General features: G+C 38.1%; 20 protein-coding genes. 3 read left to right on the top strand and 17 right to left on the bottom strand.

The annotated features are described in order from the left end of the window. Positions 1–15: 15 nt before the first annotated feature. Genes QOL23_RS05760 through QOL23_RS05750 form a run of 3 tightly spaced genes read left to right on the top strand, consistent with a single transcriptional unit; the run spans position 16 to position 1,899 of the window. Positions 16–1,047 carry a flagellar brake protein gene (locus QOL23_RS05760; protein ID WP_283400632.1) on the top strand — a complete coding sequence of 344 codons (1,032 nt, stop codon included), beginning with the start codon at positions 16–18 and terminating at the stop codon, positions 1,045–1,047. Further along, entirely contained in the window at positions 1,047–1,460 is a 414-nt protein-coding gene (locus tag QOL23_RS05755) for a hypothetical protein (protein WP_283400631.1), read from the top strand. Before QOL23_RS05760 ends, QOL23_RS05755 begins: the two co-directional genes overlap by 1 nt. Next, on the top strand, positions 1,423–1,899 hold the full coding sequence (locus QOL23_RS05750; protein ID WP_283400630.1) for a MotE family protein: 477 nt from the start codon (positions 1,423–1,425) through the stop codon (positions 1,897–1,899). The genes QOL23_RS05755 and QOL23_RS05750 overlap by 38 nt, the downstream gene beginning before the upstream one ends. On the opposite strand, the gene flhB is transcribed toward QOL23_RS05750, so the two are convergent. From flhB to QOL23_RS05665, 17 genes are read right to left on the bottom strand one after another with little or no spacing between them, the layout of a single operon-like run. After that, entirely contained in the window at positions 1,891–2,934 is a 1,044-nt protein-coding gene (gene flhB / locus QOL23_RS05745; protein ID WP_283400629.1) for a flagellar biosynthesis protein FlhB, read from the bottom strand. The genes QOL23_RS05750 and flhB overlap by 9 nt on opposite strands. 2 nt (positions 2,935–2,936) lie before the next feature. Beyond that, positions 2,937–3,719, bottom strand: coding sequence for a flagellar biosynthetic protein FliR (locus QOL23_RS05740; RefSeq protein WP_283400628.1), 783 nt, complete (start codon positions 3,717–3,719; stop codon positions 2,937–2,939). A gap of 5 nt (positions 3,720–3,724) precedes the next feature. Continuing rightward, positions 3,725–3,994, bottom strand: a complete 270-nt coding sequence (gene fliQ / locus QOL23_RS05735; protein ID WP_283400627.1) for a flagellar biosynthesis protein FliQ — start codon at positions 3,992–3,994, stop codon at positions 3,725–3,727. After that, positions 3,991–4,656, bottom strand: coding sequence for a flagellar type III secretion system pore protein FliP (gene fliP / locus QOL23_RS05730; RefSeq protein WP_283400626.1), 666 nt, complete (start codon positions 4,654–4,656; stop codon positions 3,991–3,993). Before fliP ends, fliQ begins: the two co-directional genes overlap by 4 nt. Further along, complete coding sequence (gene fliO, locus QOL23_RS05725) at positions 4,637–4,918, bottom strand: flagellar biosynthetic protein FliO (protein ID WP_283400625.1); 282 nt, start codon at positions 4,916–4,918, stop codon at positions 4,637–4,639. Before fliO ends, fliP begins: the two co-directional genes overlap by 20 nt. Next, a complete protein-coding gene (locus QOL23_RS05720) occupies positions 4,905–5,156 on the bottom strand; it encodes a FliM/FliN family flagellar motor switch protein (protein WP_283400624.1) in 252 nt (83 codons plus the stop codon). The genes fliO and QOL23_RS05720 overlap by 14 nt, the downstream gene beginning before the upstream one ends. Positions 5,157–5,166: 10 nt before the next feature. Then, entirely contained in the window at positions 5,167–5,682 is a 516-nt protein-coding gene (locus tag QOL23_RS05715) for a flagellar basal body-associated FliL family protein (RefSeq protein WP_283400623.1), read from the bottom strand. Between the two features lie 11 nt (positions 5,683–5,693). Next, positions 5,694–7,316, bottom strand: a complete 1,623-nt coding sequence (locus tag QOL23_RS05710) for a flagellar hook protein FlgE (RefSeq protein ID WP_283400622.1) — start codon at positions 7,314–7,316, stop codon at positions 5,694–5,696. Between the two features lie 2 nt (positions 7,317–7,318). Further along, entirely contained in the window at positions 7,319–7,981 is a 663-nt protein-coding gene (locus QOL23_RS05705; RefSeq protein WP_283400621.1) for a flagellar hook assembly protein FlgD, read from the bottom strand. Next, a complete protein-coding gene (locus QOL23_RS05700) occupies positions 7,962–9,278 on the bottom strand; it encodes a FliI/YscN family ATPase (protein ID WP_283400620.1) in 1,317 nt (438 codons plus the stop codon). The genes QOL23_RS05705 and QOL23_RS05700 overlap by 20 nt, the downstream gene beginning before the upstream one ends. Continuing rightward, positions 9,250–9,897 (bottom strand): FliH/SctL family protein, encoded by a 648-nt coding sequence (locus QOL23_RS05695; protein WP_283400619.1) that lies wholly within the window; start codon positions 9,895–9,897, stop codon positions 9,250–9,252. Before QOL23_RS05695 ends, QOL23_RS05700 begins: the two co-directional genes overlap by 29 nt. Further along, complete coding sequence (gene fliF / locus QOL23_RS05690) at positions 9,894–11,489, bottom strand: flagellar basal-body MS-ring/collar protein FliF (RefSeq protein WP_283400618.1); 1,596 nt, start codon at positions 11,487–11,489, stop codon at positions 9,894–9,896. Before fliF ends, QOL23_RS05695 begins: the two co-directional genes overlap by 4 nt. Before the next feature lie 16 nt (positions 11,490–11,505). Beyond that, positions 11,506–11,793, bottom strand: a complete 288-nt coding sequence (gene fliE, locus QOL23_RS05685; RefSeq protein ID WP_283400617.1) for a flagellar hook-basal body complex protein FliE — start codon at positions 11,791–11,793, stop codon at positions 11,506–11,508. A 16-nt stretch (positions 11,794–11,809) separates the two neighbouring features. Beyond that, positions 11,810–12,217, bottom strand: coding sequence for a flagellar basal body rod protein FlgC (gene flgC, locus QOL23_RS05680; RefSeq protein ID WP_283400616.1), 408 nt, complete (start codon positions 12,215–12,217; stop codon positions 11,810–11,812). Between the two features lie 2 nt (positions 12,218–12,219). After that, on the bottom strand, positions 12,220–12,591 hold the full coding sequence (gene flgB, locus QOL23_RS05675) for a flagellar basal body rod protein FlgB (RefSeq protein WP_283400615.1): 372 nt from the start codon (positions 12,589–12,591) through the stop codon (positions 12,220–12,222). Further along, the gene (locus QOL23_RS05670; RefSeq protein ID WP_283400614.1) at positions 12,588–14,537 is read right to left on the bottom strand and encodes a tetratricopeptide repeat protein; all 1,950 of its coding nucleotides are present in this window, start codon (positions 14,535–14,537) and stop codon (positions 12,588–12,590) included. Before QOL23_RS05670 ends, flgB begins: the two co-directional genes overlap by 4 nt. Before the next feature lie 3 nt (positions 14,538–14,540). Beyond that, complete coding sequence (locus QOL23_RS05665) at positions 14,541–15,965, bottom strand: hypothetical protein (RefSeq protein WP_283400613.1); 1,425 nt, start codon at positions 15,963–15,965, stop codon at positions 14,541–14,543. Positions 15,966–15,979 lie beyond the last annotated feature (14 nt).

Below are 15,979 nucleotides of genomic sequence, written 5' to 3'. Positions count from 1 at the left end.
AGATAAAAAAGTAGGATGGGACGGCTGACGTTTCTCAAGTTTCCTTCTGCAGGTTCAACAACTCTGTTAATATTCATCCTCCTTATTGTATCCTTCCTACTCTTCATCATCTTAGCCGGACTGATTAAAAGCTACCTTCAAGAGAAAAAACTTAAAAACTCCTTTATAAGAGAGGCTCTGGAAAGAGGTTTAACAGAAGAGGAAGCTGAAATTTTATGGACTTACTCAAGGAAATTAGGTAGAGACCCCTTCCTAACCCTTGAATTCAAAGCTCCCTTTGAGAAAGTCGTGGACCTATACCTCAGAATCGACCCCGAAGCCAAAGAAGAATTAGTAACGGAAATGCGCAAAAAATTAGGATTTGACTACGTTCCCTACTTCGTTCCTCTCACCTGTAGCAAGGATATAGAGTTGTTCCAACCTGCAAAACTGTTTCTGCCCGGCGATAGAAAAGTTGATGCAGCCCTATTTGATAAAGATGAAAAGTTCATGTATTGGGCTATCCTTGATGACGTTCCCGTACCGCCAACAATAATAGGAGAAACCGTTAAAATACAATTCATCAGGAAAGGAGACGGTATCTATACGTTAGAAGGAAAAGTTGTTGACGTTATCCGCGAAAACACTAAAACCGTTCTTAAAATCCCCCACACCTTTGAACTTTCAAGATATCAACGCAGAGAATACGCCAGAGTTGAGGTAGAAATACCGGCAAGTTTAGGTATATACGATAAACGGGAAGACAAAATCGTATGGATTCAAGCAGAAATTGTTGACATCAGTGCCGGTGGAGTCAAAGTGTGCGTACCACTATCAACTCTCAACAAAGAAATCCCTCAAATGACAGAAGTGCTTATCAACTTTACACTCAACAACAGGAGACTAACACTAAAAGGAACTATAGTTAACTTTTATCCAAGGAGAAGCACAAACTGTTACGGCATAAAGTTTGAAGACATAAAGCCTGACGTTCAAAAATTCATTCACGACTTCGTTAAGAAAGAACAACAAAGACTCGCTCAACTAATGATTAAAAACAGGGGCTAATGAAATTCCTGAAAATTTACAAAAGACTTTTAAAAAGAGAATTAGACACATTAACCGCCCAGCTGTCAAAACTTCAAGAAGAGATACGAACCGTTGAACTACAAATCAGTGAAACCTATAAGGAATTAGAAAAGAAAAAAAAGTTTCTTCCTAAAAACTCTCTTGAAATGATAATCAAAGATAACTACATCAAACACCTAAAAACGCTTTTAGAAAAATTGAATCAACAACTCCAACAACTCATTACAAAAGAAAACTCTCTTAAAGAAAAGATAGCTTTTACTAAAAGCAGGTTAAAACTATTAGAAAAAACCGAGAAAAACATTAAAATAAAAGCTGAGAAGAGGGAAGACCAGCTTTTGGAGAGGTTTATAAATGAAGTACTCGGTCATAATAATCGTTCTGCTCTGTAGCATCTTCACTCCATATAAAACTCAAGCACAGGAAGCCCAAAAAGCGGAAATACAGAGAGAAATGCAGAAACTAATTAAACTACGCTCCGAACTGCAAAAACTCATACAGAAAAAAGAAGAGTTACTAAAACAGATAAAACAGGAAAGAGCAAAACTGAAAGCTGAAAAGGAAGCGCTGGAGAAAGAACTCAAAGAGGCAGAAGCCGAAAGGTACAAAAAATTAGCACAAATATTTGAGAAGATGGACCCAGAATTAGCAGGTCAGAAAATTTCCAAAATGACCAACCCCAAAGAAGCAGCGTTAATAATTTACAACATGAAAACTCGCTTAGCTGGACAGGTAATGAACTACGTTGACCCGGAAATGGCAAACAAGATAGTTCAGATACTCACACAAATTAAGATACCTTCTTCAAACAGCACTGCAAACTCACAATAATTTCTTACGCCTGTAAATCTTTGCTAAGACTTTAGCAACAGCCCTGTAGAACTCTTCCGGTATAAAATCCCCCACCTCACAACTCTCATACAAAGCCCTTGCTAATTCAGGGTTTTCCTCAATCGGAATTCCATGCTCCTCTGCAATCTCCCTAATCTTTAAAGCCACGTTATCCACTCCCTTAGCTATAACCTGCGGAGCGTTCATCTTACCCCTTTCATACTTCAAAGCAACAGCGTAATGAGTCGGGTTTGTAATGACAACATCAGCTTCAGGAACTTTAGCCATCATTCTCTTAAAAGCTATTTCCCTCTGTTTCTTCCTGATGGCAGATTTAATTATCGGATGTCCTTCATACTGCTTCCTCTCTTCCTTAACTTCTTCTTTAGACATTTTCAGATTTTCTTCATACTCCCACCTTCTATAAAAGAAATCAATCGCTGCAATAGGAACAGAAAGCAAACCGAAAACTAAAAAAGCGATAATGGAAAACTTCACCATTAATAGCGCCTGCTGCTCAAGAGTAAGAAAACCGAAAGATGAAAACCCTGCAAGTATATGTTTTGCAAGCAGATAACCGATAGCAAGCGCCACCAACAACTTAAGGGTATTCCTAAATGTTTCAAACACCGTTTTCAAAGAAAAAAGCCGCTGCAAACCTTTTATAGGATTAACGTTATCAAGCTTAGGAACTAAAGGCTTAAAGCTAACCAGAAAACCAAACTGAACAACGTTACCGGCAACTCCAGAAAACAAAAGAACGATAAAAACAGGCGCAACTAACAGAATAAACACAAAGGAAAGGGTATAAATCAGGTAATGAACGTTCTCACCTACAGAAAAATTAAAAGAGTAAGAAAATACTTGTAAAAGTTTCTTATAGGCGTAAGGAACGTAGAAATAGAGAAATGCCGATATAACAACCAGCGAAAAAGCTATAGGAACGTCTTGACTCTTTAATACCTGTCCCTCTTCCCTCGCTTTCTGCCGCCGCCGCGGCGTCGCCTTTTCGGTTTTGGAAGGGTCTTTAGCCACAGTTATCTACTCCAGATTTTCAAAATCTCCATCAACGCTGCATTCATATATTCAGACAGGTTAACAAAATAATAAACAACGACAAAAAAGCCCAAAAAAAGCGCAAATAAACCTACAAAAATCTGAAACGGCAAACCCACTATGAACACGTTTATTTGAGGAATAAGCCTGTTAATAAGCGCAAGAATTAGGTTTGTAAGAAAAAGCGTTATAAGAAACGGAAAAGCAAGCTGAAATCCCATAGAGAAAATCAGCACCGTTTTCTTCAGGAAAAATTCAAAAACTGGTTCTCCCAACGAAAATCCCCCCACCGGCACAACCCTAAAACTCTCAACAAGCGCTGCAATAAACACCTTATACGCCCCAGAAACGAAAAACACAACGTAGAACAAAAATATAAAAAACCTACCGATAACAGAAACCATTCCAAACGTGGGGTCAAACATGTTAACAACCGTCAAGCCCATCAAATAGCTTATCAACTCAGCAGCATAAATCACAACGCCGTAAAAAATCATAGCCACCAAAGATAGAAAAGCCCCCAAGAGAACTTCCTTAACAACAAGCAGCAAAAAAGCTACCAAAGAAACGTTATCAAAAGTAAAGTTGGAAGGAACAGAGTTAACAAAAGCAGAAACGTAAAAGGAAAAGGCAACTACCAGAAGTATCCTAACGTTCACAGGTATAAAAACCGTTGAGAAAAACGGAAAAGCCATAAAGAAACCTGCCATACGCAAAAGAACCAAAAGAAAAACAGAAAAGCGGTGATAGTCAAAGAATTCCATTATCGCTACCTGAAGTTATTAACGATAAACTGAAAGTTTTCCCTCATAAAGTCCATCAGTTTCATAAACATCCATCCGCCGAAAATAAAAACGGCAATTAGTGCAGCAAGTATCTTAGGAATAAACGTAAGCGTCATTTCGTGAATTTGCGTTGCAGCCTGAAAAATACTGACCAGAATACCAACAACGAACGTAATAATTAAAACAGGCGCACCTACAAGCAGCGCCACTTCAAGCATATTCCTTCCCAAAGTTATCACCTGGTCTACCGTCATCGGTAACTCAAAATAATAGATTTTATTAGCAGTTCCCAGCCACCAGAAACAACAAATAGAATCAATTTAAACGGTAGAGAAAGCATCATAGGCGGAATCATCATCATACCCATAGACATCAAAATACTGGCAACCAACAAGTCTATAACTATAAACGGTAAGAATATTACAAAAACTACTTCCAAAGCGGTTTTAATCTCACTCACCATAAACGCCGGTATCAAAGTAACCAGTGAGACATCCTCAGGCGTCTTAGGTTTTTCTCCCCTTATATCCAAAAACAGCTTTAAATCTTCCTTCCTGGTGTTTCGTAACATAAATTCCTTTAAAGGTTCAACAGACCGCTTCACCGCTTCAACGTCTGAAATCTGCCCCTTTAAATAAGGCTGCAACGCAACCTGATTGATTTTCTCAAAAGTCGGAGCCATAGTAAAAACGGTTAAGAACAGAGAAAGAGCAATAATCACCTGATTTGGAGGTGTTTGGGGTGTTCCCAAAGCGTGCCTTAAAAGCGAAAGAATAATTACTATCCTTGTAAAAGAGGTAACGGTTATCAAAATGGCAGGTGCAAGAGAGAGAATGGTTATAAGAAAAAGAATTTTCAGCGTTATATCAACCTGTCCAAACTGAGAAACGATATCGTTAACTGTCGCTATCGCCATCTTTCACCTTGAATTCCTTTATCAATTTTACCGATGAATTGGTAAAAGCTAACAGAAGTCTATCTTCGCCTACTTCAACAAGAGCTAAATAGAAATCCTTCCCGACAGGTAAAACTTCAAGAAGTTTGATATAGCGGCTTTTCCCCGCTCTCGGTAAGTAAAAGTTAAATTTGTTAATCAGATAGTAAACAGCAATCAAGAGAAAAATGGCAAAAAAGGAAGTTAAAAGAAACTTAACAACCTGCCCTTCAAACAAGGTCAACGAGCCTCAAGCTTATTTTATCGTTAACTACAACAAGCTCTCCTATACCAAACTTTTGCCCGTTAAGTAAAACGTCCAAGTAGTCTTCAACTTTTTTATCTTCAAACTCTATTAAATCTCCCTCCTTCAATTTCATCACCTTAGAAAACGGCATCTCCTTACCGCTTATGACGAAAGAAACTCTCAATTTCACATCTTTAAAACGTTCAATATTTAACTTTTCCCTGTTTTCAGCCATAGTTACTACACTATCCCGTTTGGATAATAAAGTCTGTAAAGTAAACGTTCTTAACACCACCTAAAGGCAAAATAGCGTTTACTCTTTTAGCTATTTCTTCCTTTAAAAACTCTATTCCTTCGGGGGTTCTGATGTCGGAGGATTTTTTCGTAAGAAGCAAGGTAGTTATAGCATCCTTTATCTCTGGTAGTCTCTTTTGAGCCTCCTGCTGAACTTTCTGGTCTTTCAACTCTAAAACAATAGAAACTTTCAAGTACCTATCTATATCCCTATCAGCAAGGTTTACAACAAACGTTCCCAAATCAAACATTATTCCAACGTTCTCTGTAGCTTTAATCTCCTCTATGATTTTCTGTGCCTGCTTTTCCTGCGATTCAGCAGCCTTCTTTTTATCAAGTACCAAGAACTTATAAGCTAAACCACCAGCAACTCCTAAAATTACAACAAGCAAGAGTAGGAATATTAACTTCTTCTTCCCTCCTCCTTTCTGCTCTTGCCCTTCCTGATTCTTTTCTTCTTCAGCCATCAACTACCCCACTATCTCTTGATGTTCATTGTTTCCTGTAAAATCTGGTCATCTGTTGTTATCACCCTTGCATTTGCCTGATAAGAACGCTGAGCTGTAATAAGATTTATAAATTCATTTGCTATATCAACGTTTGACATCTCAAGCATACCACTCCTAACTTTAGAAATAACTCCTCCAGGCATAATAACAGGTGTAAAGGTTTGCATATTCGGGAGATACAAACCTTCCCCCTTTCTAACCAACATCTCTTTATCTTTAAACGTGGCTATAGCCAATCTCGCTATATCCTTAACCTTGCCGTTAGAGTAAGTCGCCTTTATTACCCCATCTTCGCTAACCGCTAACGCTATTAAATCTCCCTTGCTATTACCATCCTGCTCCGCATAGAAAATGAAGTCAGACGCCACCTGCTTTAAGTTCAAAATGTTAAAAGATAATTTCATTGGTGCCGCACCATTATTTAAGCTAACAGCTGCCGTTTCAATCTGTTTTGGGTCAAGAGCATTAGTACTTTCCGTTGAATCATAAGTCTGATAAGAAGCAACTGTAATACTATCAGTAGACCCATTATTCGCCAATTCTGAGATGTATATTTTCCCTGTTGAATAATCAATACTCCCCCTTATATCTCCGGTATCCTTATCAATTAAATTACCCTTTCCATCATCGTACAAGGTACGAGTAACAGTACCAACAGTATAAGTAACATCCCCAAGACTTCCAGGAACTACTGGTGAGGTAGACAGTGTAAACTCTCCACTATCGCTACTTTCAGTGAGTGTTTCTGTTCCTTGGTCAGTTACCGCTCCAAAGCCCTTAATATCAGTAGTATCTAAACTACCATCTGTTTTAAACGAAATCTTTAAAAACGCATAATTACTACCATCCTTAGGAATCTCCACAGGTTTACCATCTAAACTTGCGTAAACCAACCAGTAAGCATTACCAGAAGTATCTTGTTTATGGATGAAATAGTAATCAAGCTCGTGAGGATTACCCAAAGAATCATAAACAGTTACGGCATTCACGTAATTATAAGTCAATGAGTTCGCTGGATTAAATATAGACTCATCAACATCAGCAGTATTAGGATTATCAACAATAAAAGCTGCTCTGGAATCAAGATTACTCGGTTCATCAAAAGCAACATAAGTGGTAGATTTAGGATTCATATCCATAGGAACATTAATATTTCCTATAGCTCCTGCTAAGTTTCCGTTTTCATCTAACATCCAGCCTTGAACTTTCATTCCCTGCATATTTATAAGGTCGCCATTAGCATCAAGCCTAAATTCTCCGTTACGAGTATAATAGGTAACGCCTGCAGAATCTTTAACCATAAAGAAACCTTCCCCATCAAGTGCTAAATCAAGAGGATTGTTCGTATTCATAAAAGTTCCTTGACTGAAATCTTTTACAGTGGCTGCCACATAAGTTCCACCACCTATCTCTTGGTTCACAGGTGCACCGTTTTTAAAAGTAGTTAAACTCCGTGCCAATAAATCTTCAAATACTGCCCTTTCCGCTTTATAACCAATAGTATTCACATTTGCTATATTATCCGAAATAACCGAAAGCCATGTCTTATCCGCTGTCAAACCGGTAAATGCCGTATAAAATGACTGTAACATGATTAACCTCCTACCCCAACAATTTTATCAAGAGGAATTGATGAGACATCCGTAATAACATAAACTTTTCCATCATCTTCCTTTTTCACTTCTTTTACATAGGCATAACTATTAACCGTTACATCAACTTTATCATTTCCATTGTAAGCTTCTACATCAACGGTATAGTAGCCATCAGGAAGCGCAGGGTTGTCTATCTCTATCGGATATTCCTGTTCAGCCTGAAGGTTGTTAAAGGTTTTCTCTTCCACAACGTTACCGGAAGAATCGTAAACAGTAACCTTAACTAAATCGGCAGGTTGGGATAAAACAAAAGAAGCGTATCCCTTTCCATCTTTTACATAAGTTTGGTTCCCCTCATACTCCACTGTCTTTCCTATAAAAGAAGAAGCGTAAAACAGCGTTTGCGACTGGATAGAAGAAACAAAACTGTCCACAGATGTTTCAAACTTATCAAGAACCTCCATTTCGCGCAATTTGACAGTATTGTTAATAAAATCACTGATATCTTCCGCCTGTAAGGGGTCCTGCCACTGGAGGTCGGTAAGAAGAACCTTTAAGAAATCAGACTGTGACATTTGGGAATTATCATAGTTGGCATCAACCACTTTAGGTTCTTGGTCTGAAGAATAAAAAATATTTTCATTAATCCCATCTATAGCCATAGCGTTCTCCCTGAACTTTTATATATTCTACCAAACCTCTCAAATCTTCAAAACTTCTATACAAATCAATCTTCTCGTCAACCTTTTGCCTTATAAAATTTTCAATCTTTTCGTGAGCATCTATAGCCAAATCTATCTTGGGGGAAGTACCTCTTTTGTACAAGCCCAAAGTAATAACATCGCTATTCTCTTTGTACGTACTCTCAACATCCATAACTATTGATTGAAATTCCAGTATTTCTTCAGAAACAATTTGAGGAGTCAAACGGCTTATACTTCTGACTATATCTATTGCAGGATATAACCTTCTATTGGCAAGCTCTCGTGAAAGAACAATATGTCCATCCAAAAAGCCCACCGCCGCATCAGCAACTGGGTCCATGGATATATCATCTCCCTCAACTAAAACAGTATAAATACCCGTTATACTTCCACCGCCCAAAAAATTCCCTGCTCTCTCTACCAATTTCGCCATCAGAGTAAAAACTGAAGGCGTATAACCTTTTGAAGTTGGAGGTTCTCCTACAGCAAGTCCAATTTCCCTCTGTGCCATAGCAAACCTTGTTAAAGAATCTATAAGCAACAACACATTTTTTCCCATATCAGAGAAATACTCCGCTATAGCACAGGCAGTGAATGCAGCCCTTACCTTAGCAAGAGGGGGCATATCAGAAGTAGCTACAACTACAACAGATTTTTCCAAACCATTTTTTAGATTATCCTCTATAAACTCCCTTACCTCCCTTCCTCTCTCACCTATCAGAGCAACAACGTTAACATCAGCATCAGTATACCTTGAAACCATCCCTAAAAGAGTACTTTTACCAACTCCTGCACCTGAAAAAATCCCCACCCTCTGCCCCTTCCCTATAGTCAAAAGCCCATTAATAGCCCTTACTCCCAAGTCCAAAGGTTCCTTTATCCTATCCCTTTTTAAAGGATTGATAGGTTCCGCTTTCAAAGGAACAAAATCGGTAGGAACAAATTTCTCTGCATTCAAAGGATTTCCAAAAGGGTCAAGAATCAAACCCAACAAATCTTTGGAAACCCCTATCTTCAACCCAGCTATTTTGGATTCAATTCTACTTCCAAGACTTATTCCCGTAGTATCACTATAAGCCATAAGCAACGTCTTTCCATCTTTAAACCCTACAACTTCAGCTTCAATTGAAGAATCTATCGTGCAAAAATCCCCAATATGCACCTTCGGAAGCGTTGCCTCAACAACGTTACCTTTAACCCCAGAAACGCGCCCTATTACCTTATACTTAGGAAGACTTCTTAATCTCTCTTTCAAACTCTTCCCTCAAAAGTTCCAACTTTTCTTTCAAAGAAGACTCTATAGAAAACAGCTCAAAATTAATTCTAAAATCCCCCTTACCCAACTCTTCATTAATCGTCACATTATCTCCCTTAATAAAGGGCGCTAAACCCTTTCCCACCTCTATAGAAACCAAATTCTCCCGCGAAAACTCATCAACAACCTCTTTTATCTTATCCACAACGTACTCAGCATTGGTTGGGCTAATATAAAGAAATTCTAAAATTTCTGAGACAGCAGAAAGGAACAATTTCTCTAACTTTTTCACTACTTCTCTCTCTTTGTTCTTTAACTCTCTCTCAAAAGCTGAAAGGTCAAATTCTAACGACCTCAACTTTCCTTCATATTCCTTTTCTACCTGCGAAAGTTTTAAAGAAAACTCTTCCTGTAATTGCTCTTTCGCTTTTTCAAATCCTTTTTGGAAACCCTCCCTGAAAGCGTTTTCTTTCTCTTTCTTTAGCAGCTCTTCGTACTCCTTTTTTATTTTTAATAATTTTGCGTTGTACTCCCTTACAACATCATCTACCGATTTATCACCCTCTTCCTTCTCCTCAGGACCTGAAACAAGAGGAGTAAAATCCTCTATATCTATCATTTAGTCAGACCTTCCTCTTTTATCCACTTACTAACTATATTAGATATGAGCTCCGGATAATCCCGCGCAATTTCCACTATTTTCAAATAAATAGGGTCCTGCTCTATCTTAATCTCTTCAAGCTCCGCTCTATGCTCAGCTCTCGCTTTCATTTCAGCCAAAACAGCTTCTGGAACTCCCATTCCACCTTCACTTTCTTCCAGCGGAGCTTTCTTACCTTTTAGAACTTTTATAAGAACTACAGAAGCAAGTCCCATAACTCCTAAAGCAGCTATTAAATAGTAGTACCAAGGTATCTGCTTCCCTGTTTCTGTAGATTTAAACAGCTCCCTCGCTTCAAACGGAACGCTCGCTACCGTTACTCTATCTCCTCTCTTAGGGTCGTAACCGATAGCGCTCTTAACTATATCCTCGTAAGTTTTTATCTCTTCCGGAGAGCGCGGAACGAACTTTATTATCTCGTTGCCGTTTTTATCTTTCTCTTTCTGATATTTACCATCAACCAAAACAGCAACAGTAATCCTCTTTATCTTAAACACAGGAGTTACAGACTTCTCAATCGTTTTAGAAACGTCATAGTTCGTAGTTACATCCTTCTTTTCTTTAGTAGTTACCTGGTTCCCTCCATTCAAATTAACAACAGGAGGAACGTTCGTTGAAGTCCCTGGAACTCCTTGCTGCTTCTTCTCTATTCCCGTTTCTTTTTCCTGTATCTTCCGCTGACTTACAACAGCCGTTTTATCCGGGTCGTAAATCTCCTTCTGCGTTTCCACCTTTCCAGTCTCAACTTCAACAGAAGCTCTTACAACAACCCTTCCCCCACCTAAAACCTGAGAGAGCATTGACTGGACTTTCCTTTGAATCTCCCTTTCAAGCTTCTGCTTAATTTCTAACTCTTTTGAAGTCCCTAAATTGTCCTTTTCCTCCTGCAAAATATCGCTTAAGACCCTTCCCCTATTGTCAACCACCGTTACGTTCTCAGGTTTCAAACCGGGAACAGCATGAGAAACCAAAAAAACAATAGCCTTAACCTGTTCTGGCGTTAAATCCATGCCATCCCACAGCTGAACCAAAACTGAAGCTTTTGGTTCTTGCTCTTCCCTAACAAATATGGAATCCTTAGGAAGAGCTATATTCACTCTAACATTCTTAACAGCATCAATCTGCTTTATGGTCCTTTCAAGCTCCCCCTCCAACGCCCGCAAGTATTCAACGTGTTCTTGAAACTGCGTAATACCCAACTTAGGTTCATCAAATATCTCAAAACCTACAACTTTACCGTGAGGTAAACCCTTAGCTGCCAACTTTAATCTGACTTCATAAACTTTATCTTTGGGAACTAAAATAATACTACCGTCACCAACCACCTTATACGGTATCTTTTCCTGCTGGAGAACGGAAAGAATAGCACCAGCATCGTCAGGATTTAAATGCGTATAAAGAACAGCATAATCTCCCTCTCCTTTCTTCACCAAAACTATTGTTGAAAAAGAAAGAATCGCTAAAAGGGAAATAATTATCACTATATTTTTAGGAGTAGCCTTCTCTCTCAAGAATTTCTCTACTTTTGTCTTTATCTCTTCAAGGTTCACCTATTAACCTCTTACCTTAAACCTGCATTCTCATTATTTCTTGATAACTCTCAACAGCTTTATTCCTTATTTCAACAAGTAAACGAAGAGAAATATCAGCTTTCTCAATGGTGTATATAGCCTGCTGCAAGTTCTCCACTTTCCCCGATGCCAACTCTTTTTCTACAGCTCTTGCTTCTAACTGGTCGTTGTTTACATCTTTAAGAAAATCCTCAAAAACCTCAACAAATCCCTTATCTCTATCCTCTCTCTTCTCACCCAAACTCAAAACAGCAGGAGCCTTCACTTCAAAACCAACTTTCATAACAAATCTCCCTCAATTAAGCTTTGAGTATATCCACGGTATTCAAAATCTCGTTCTTGCAAGTATTGAAAGCAGTAAGGTTAGCTTCGTAACTCCTCATTGCAGACATCATATCAACCATCTCCTTTAGCGGGTCAACGTTAGGAAGCTTAACGTATCCGTTCTTATCTGCTAGAGGATTTGTAGGGTCATACTTCATTTTGAACGGAGATGGGTCTTCTGTTATTTCCTTTACCCTAACTTCATAAAAGGATAGATTACCCTCTTTCTGCAAAACAGCCTCAAAAATAGGTATTTTTCGTCTGTACGGCTGTCCGTTTTCATCAAGGGAATTCGCATTTGCAAGGTTACTGGAATGAATATCCATCCTAACCCTTTGAGCTATCATACCTGTAAGGGATATCTCAAGCCCTTTAAATATCACAACTACCTCCCTTGAATGCTCAGCTTAAGCTTTCCCATCTCTTTACGAATAATTTCATTTAAAGTCCTTACCATTATTGCAGTCTCAGCCAACTTTCCCAGTTCTTTATCTAAATTAACTTTATTCCCATCATAACCGCTAACATCTTGAACTTCAACTTCTTTCAATTTTTCCTCAGCAGAAGGGTCAATATGTTTCGGGTCTGTTTTTTTAAGAGGGATAGAACGCTCAAGTTCTCTCTCAAAGACCAAATCTTTGGGTTTATAAAAAGGTGTATCAACATTAGCAATATTACTCTGTATAACCTTAGACCTATCAAAATAAAAAGAAGACCACTTTTCTAAAAAATCCACCTCCCCAAACACCCCTTTCATCTCAACTCCTCCTGCATCACAGCATCCTGATAAACAATCTCTGCAAGCTTCGCAAAGTCGTCCTTACATAATTTCAAATCAGGCAAAACGCTTTTTGCTTCCTTAATCCTACCCAACCTCACAGAAGAGATGGTAAAGTAACTATAAGTATAGCAATCCTTTTCCCCTCCTTCCAACAACCACTTGGAGAGAGCGTAAGAAAAACCATAATTCCCTCTTAACAGAGCCACATCCAAAAACTTATCAACTGCTGCCTTAACAACCGCTGATTTATTATACTCTTTTACTATAGTTTCTACATTACTTTTTAAAAGATTAAAAGCATTCTCAAGTTTTCCATTTGCGGATAAATAGTAGATTTTAATTGCAGTAACCGTTAAATCCTCACTTCTGCAAGCTGTTTCCAACGGCTTTAAATTACTACGTCTCTTTTCAGGAAGAAAAATGGAAATCTCATAAACCAACTTCCAATAATCACACCTGTGCTTATCTTTAACCTTGCTCAGAAAACGAAGAGCATCCTCAAACTCCCTGCTATCATACAAAGCCTTAGCCATTAATATTATGTCCTCATCGGTATTCCACTTTTTAATCATAAACTCTAAAAGCTTTATTCGTAGTCTCCTCATATTACACATCTTAAGGTCTGAAGCTACTTTCAAAAGAACCTGTCTGCTAAAAATACTCTGGAAAAACTCAGGATTAGACCTATAAAGTTCACACATCTTTTCAGCAGGAAGAGACAACAAATATGGCGACCACAAAGAGCGGAAAAACTCCGCTTGCTCATACTTTACCTGTTGAGGAAAAATAAGAGAAACTTCCCATGTAAGTCTTTTAAAAACGCTTTCTGGAGAACCTATTTTGAAAACCAGATATCCCAAATCTGCAAGAGCGTAAACTCCTACGTAAGTAGTTCTATAATTTACTAAAATTTGAGCCACATACTTTATAGGGTCTTTAAATGCTTTATCTTTCGTAAGCTCCGTCCTGTACTTAATCTCTGGATACTTCATCATAGGAATTATCTTCAGACGAGCAACCTGAGCTTCCTGCGTTTCAGGATAATCTCTAATCACCGAATAGTAGTAAACAAAAGCTAACTTCCTATTTCCCCTCCTAAGTTCAATATCCCCCAACCTTAAAATAGACTTCCTCACAACCAAAGGGTCTTTAGTAAGACTTACTATCCTTCTAAAAAGCTGCTCTGCTAACTTTAAATTTCCGGTTCTATAAACGTTTTCGGCTACGTAATAGTAATACTCCGGATTATCTATTAAATAATTTTCATACTGCCTATAAACTTTAAAGAAAAACGGCAGAGCTTCTTTATACCTTCCCTTGCTAAACAGCATTAAACCACGTACAAACTCCAATTCTTTATCTTCCTGCGGCGTTATGAAATTAGAAGTGGATATAAGTATGTAATACTCATCTGCCATATCGGGTCTTCTTATCCACACCGCTGTTCTTATAATCCCCACCGTTGTTTTTATCTTTTCATCCTCGGTCTTCGCAGCCAAAAAAGCAACCCTATAAAGGGCTAAAGCCTGCTCATAGAAACCCAAAGATTCATAAATCTTCGCTTTAGTGTAATAGTAGTCCCAAGGAAGCTGCTCATCTTCTTTAAAAGTAATGAAGTAAAGCTGAATATAATTAAGTGCCTGCCACAGATATTTTTTCTCCCCCGTTTTCCTACCTATAGCGTAGTAGGTTTTGGCAAGCATTAAAAGAGCTTTCCTGTAATACGGAGAGTTAGGCTTTAAAGCTTTGAGAAAATACTCAAGAGCAGTTGAATAAGAGCCTATTTTAAACTGCCTCAATCCCCTTTGAAACAGAATCTTTTCTCTTTCAAGATTCAAGGAAGAACCTTTTTCAAGTTTGGCAAATCCTTGCAGCGGTAAAAAAAACGAAAAAAACACCAATACTAACAGCAGCGCTCTCATCTTTTATACTCTAAGTTCTACTGAGCCTTTTTCTTTTTCAACCCTACCGGAATAAAGTGATTTTCCTTTTACCTTAAACGTAAAGGTCCCTCCCATATTCATAGAACGGATAACGTTTTTAACCTCTTCTATTAAAGCCGAATCAACCATTGATAAATTAGAAAAGTTAAGCTGCAGATTTATAAAACCGGTACGATAAGTAGCCTTCATTGAAAACTGCTCAAGGTTTATCTCAAACTGAGAAAAATTCTGAAACAAGCCATTATTTTCCTTACCTTGAGTAAAAGTCTGGTCGTTAGAATTACCGCTCTGAGAGTAACTAGAAAACGAAGGATTACTCACATCGTGCAGTGGAATGTTTTGATAGTTAGAGGTAAAGTTATTCATCACAGGAACTTCACTTTTTTCACTCCTATGTTGAACCACCGAAGTAAAGGAAAAATCCCGCCTGACAGCATCAACAATTCGCGATACCTGTTCCCTTTCTGAAACGTTGAGAACAAATTCCTTAACATTCCTCACATCAAACGGCAAACGGACAACTTTCTTTTCTTTTTTCTCTTTCACAGCTAAAGTCTTAACCGCCTTTCTCGCCCTTTCCGATAAAAGAATTTTTTCACCTTTCAGTTTTAACTTTTTATTCTCAACATAATTACCATTAACTTTCCTTTTCTTCTCTAAACTAACTTCCAATTGCAGAGGAGTTTTATCAACATTTAAATTACCAACAGGCTTTGAAACAACGTTTGGAACAATCTCTGCGTAAATTCTGTCGTTCCTCTCTTCCGGAGCCTTCAAAACCCTATCAAAAACTACAGACTTTCTTTTCCCTTTTTTTACCTCTTCACCTTTAAAAATCGCCGGAGCTACCTGCTGAGAATTTTGATGAGAAGCTTTAATTTTTACTTCCTTTTTAACTTTCTCTCTCTGCCCTTTTTCTTCTCTTTTCACTTTAACACTTACCGCAATACCATTCTTTTTATCTTCCCCCTTCCCACTAAGCCCCCTAACACTAACCTTAACCTTACTTTCCACTCCCCCTTCTTTCGGCTTCAAAGTGAACACTCTATTTTTCAGCCCACCTATGGCGCTATTTTTAATTTTTTCTTGCCCTTCCTTTTCAAAGCTTACCAATTTAAACTCATTTCCTAACAGTTCTTTTCTTTTAACTTTTTTCTTATTTTCACTATTCAAATTCAGAACCTTAAATTCTCTTTTTCCTGCACTACAAAACTTTGAAAATACGTCGGCTATCTCTTTTCTCTGCTTATCAGTACCGATACCCTTAACTTCCTTAGAATCAAACAGCTGTAATAACTGCTCAAAACCTCCCGCCCTTCCCACAGATTCAACAGTAGTTTCCTTCCCCTTACTTATACTCTTTAAACTTTTACCGTTGAAAAAAAATAACGAGAGGAGATTAATCATCTCTATTCTCCCAA

Source organism: Desulfurobacterium pacificum (assembly GCF_900182835.1).
Classification (GTDB): domain Bacteria; phylum Aquificota; class Aquificia; order Desulfurobacteriales; family Desulfurobacteriaceae; genus Desulfurobacterium_B; species Desulfurobacterium_B pacificum.
The sequence above is the reverse complement of the archived record's forward strand: the minus strand, read 5'-3'. Positions and strand labels throughout refer to the sequence as shown.

Excerpts from the sequence above, each read along its gene's own strand:
- QOL23_RS05755 (WP_283400631.1), top strand. The coding sequence starts at position 1,047 with ATGAAATTCCTGAAAATTTACAAAAGACTTTTAAAAAGAGAATTAGAC.
- QOL23_RS05750 (WP_283400630.1), top strand. The coding sequence starts at position 1,423 with ATGAAGTACTCGGTCATAATAATCGTTCTGCTCTGTAGCATCTTCACT.
- QOL23_RS05760 (WP_283400632.1), top strand. The coding sequence starts at position 16 with ATGGGACGGCTGACGTTTCTCAAGTTTCCTTCTGCAGGTTCAACAACT.
- fliE (WP_283400617.1), bottom strand. The coding sequence starts at position 11,793 with ATGAAAGTTGGTTTTGAAGTGAAGGCTCCTGCTGTTTTGAGTTTGGGT.
- fliQ (WP_283400627.1), bottom strand. The coding sequence starts at position 3,994 with ATGACGGTAGACCAGGTGATAACTTTGGGAAGGAATATGCTTGAAGTG.
- QOL23_RS05705 (WP_283400621.1), bottom strand. The coding sequence starts at position 7,981 with ATGGCTATAGATGGGATTAATGAAAATATTTTTTATTCTTCAGACCAA.
- QOL23_RS05720 (WP_283400624.1), bottom strand. The coding sequence starts at position 5,156 with ATGGCTGAAAACAGGGAAAAGTTAAATATTGAACGTTTTAAAGATGTG.
- QOL23_RS05665 (WP_283400613.1), bottom strand. The coding sequence starts at position 15,965 with ATGATTAATCTCCTCTCGTTATTTTTTTTCAACGGTAAAAGTTTAAAG.
- QOL23_RS05715 (WP_283400623.1), bottom strand. The coding sequence starts at position 5,682 with ATGGCTGAAGAAGAAAAGAATCAGGAAGGGCAAGAGCAGAAAGGAGGA.
- flgB (WP_283400615.1), bottom strand. The coding sequence starts at position 12,591 with ATGAAAGGGGTGTTTGGGGAGGTGGATTTTTTAGAAAAGTGGTCTTCT.
- QOL23_RS05710 (WP_283400622.1), bottom strand. The coding sequence starts at position 7,316 with ATGTTACAGTCATTTTATACGGCATTTACCGGTTTGACAGCGGATAAG.
- fliP (WP_283400626.1), bottom strand. The coding sequence starts at position 4,656 with ATGGCGATAGCGACAGTTAACGATATCGTTTCTCAGTTTGGACAGGTT.
- QOL23_RS05740 (WP_283400628.1), bottom strand. The coding sequence starts at position 3,719 with ATGGAATTCTTTGACTATCACCGCTTTTCTGTTTTTCTTTTGGTTCTT.
- QOL23_RS05670 (WP_283400614.1), bottom strand. The coding sequence starts at position 14,537 with ATGAGAGCGCTGCTGTTAGTATTGGTGTTTTTTTCGTTTTTTTTACCG.
- QOL23_RS05695 (WP_283400619.1), bottom strand. The coding sequence starts at position 9,897 with ATGATAGATATAGAGGATTTTACTCCTCTTGTTTCAGGTCCTGAGGAG.